The sequence below is a fragment of the Streptomyces sparsus genome, assembly GCF_054776295.1.
The window spans coordinates 1-1,458 of sequence record NZ_BAAHCA010001100.1; the positions used below are offsets into that span (position 1 = coordinate 1).

At 72.7% G+C, this 1,458-nt stretch carries 1 protein-coding gene; it reads left to right on the plus strand.

All coding sequences use genetic code 11. The features are described 5' to 3' along the window. Positions 1 to 19: 19 nt before the first annotated feature. Positions 20 to 1,458, plus strand: a 1,439-nt coding sequence (locus ACYVE9_RS26620) for a monovalent cation/H+ antiporter subunit D family protein (protein WP_461030453.1), incomplete at its 3' end; no start/stop codon positions are given.

Sequence of the window (1,458 nt, forward strand, 5' to 3'; positions counted from 1 at the left end):
CGACGGCGGAGGAGCGGACATGAGCGGAGGGCTGCTTCCCCTGGCCGTCGCCGGACCGCTGCTGGCGGCCGGCGTCACGGTGGCCACAGGCGGCCGCCGGACGGTGAACCGGTGGATCGTGCTGGGCACCACCGCCGCCGTGCTGGCGTTCAGCGGCTGGCTGCTCGCGGCGACCGCGGACGGGGCCGTGCTGTCGGTCCGGCTCGGCGGCTGGCCGGCCGGCGTCGCCATCGTGTTCGCCGCCGACACCTTCAGCGCCCTGATGGTCGCCGTCACCGCGCTCAGCACCCTGGCCTGCCTGGCGTTCGCCGCGGCCTGCGACGACGACCGCCACCCGTTGTACGGGCCGCTCGCGCTGGTCCTGTCCGCGGGCGTCTACGGTGCCTTCCTCACCGCCGACCTGTTCAACCTGTTCGTGCTGGTCGAAGTGATGCTGGTGCCCTCCTACGTGCTGCTGACGCTGACCGGCGGCCGGCGCAGGGTGCCCGCGGGCCGGCTCTACCTGGTGTTCAACCTGCTGGCGTCCACCGTGTTCCTGGCCGGCCTGGCCCTGCTGTACGGCGCCGCCGGCACCGTCAACCTCGGCGAACTGGCCGGAGCGGCGCAGGAGTCGCCGCGGGTCGCGCTGGCCGGTGCGGTGGTGCTGCTGGCGATGGCCGCCAAGGCGGCCGTCGTCCCGCTGCACGGCTGGCTGCCGCGCACCTACCCGGAGGCGTCCCCCGCGATCACGGCGCTGTTCTCCGGGCTGCTGAGCAAGGTCGGCCTCTACGTCATCATCCGGATCTACTCGGTGCTCTACGGCGGTGAGCAGCGATACCTGTGGCTCCTCATGGCCGCCGCGCTGGTCACGATGGTGGTCGGGGTGTTCGGCGCGGTCGGTGAGCAGACCATGCGGTCCGTCCTGGCCTTCCACATCGTGAGCCAGATCGGCTACGTGCTGATGGGGCTTGCGCTGTTCTCCGCCGCCGGGCTGACCGCCGCCGTCTTCTACCTCGTCCAGTACATCCTGGTGAAGGCTGCTCTGCTGCTGTGTGCGGGGGTCGTGGAGGTCACCTACGGCACCGGCAGGCTGAAGCACGTCCAGGGGCTGGGCAGCCGCGAACCGCTGCTGACGGGCGTCTTCCTCGTGGCCGCGCTGTCCCTGGCCGGGCTGCCGCCGCTGTCCGGCTTCGTGGCCAAGTTCACCCTGCTGCGGGCGGCGGCGCTGGAGGAGTCCTATCTCGCCCTCGCCATCGCGACGGCGGTGAGCCTGCTGACGCTGCTGTCCATGGTCAAGGTCTGGAGCCTGGTGTTCGCCGGCCACCAGACCCTGCCGGTGGCGGCCGGCACCGGACCGGCAGCCGAGCGCGCCCGTGCGGCGGAGGACAGCCCTGACGTCGCGAGCGGACCGGGCGACGGAAGCGGGCCCGGTGGCGCGGGCGGAACGGGCGAAGGAGGCAGAACTGGCGACGGGAGCGG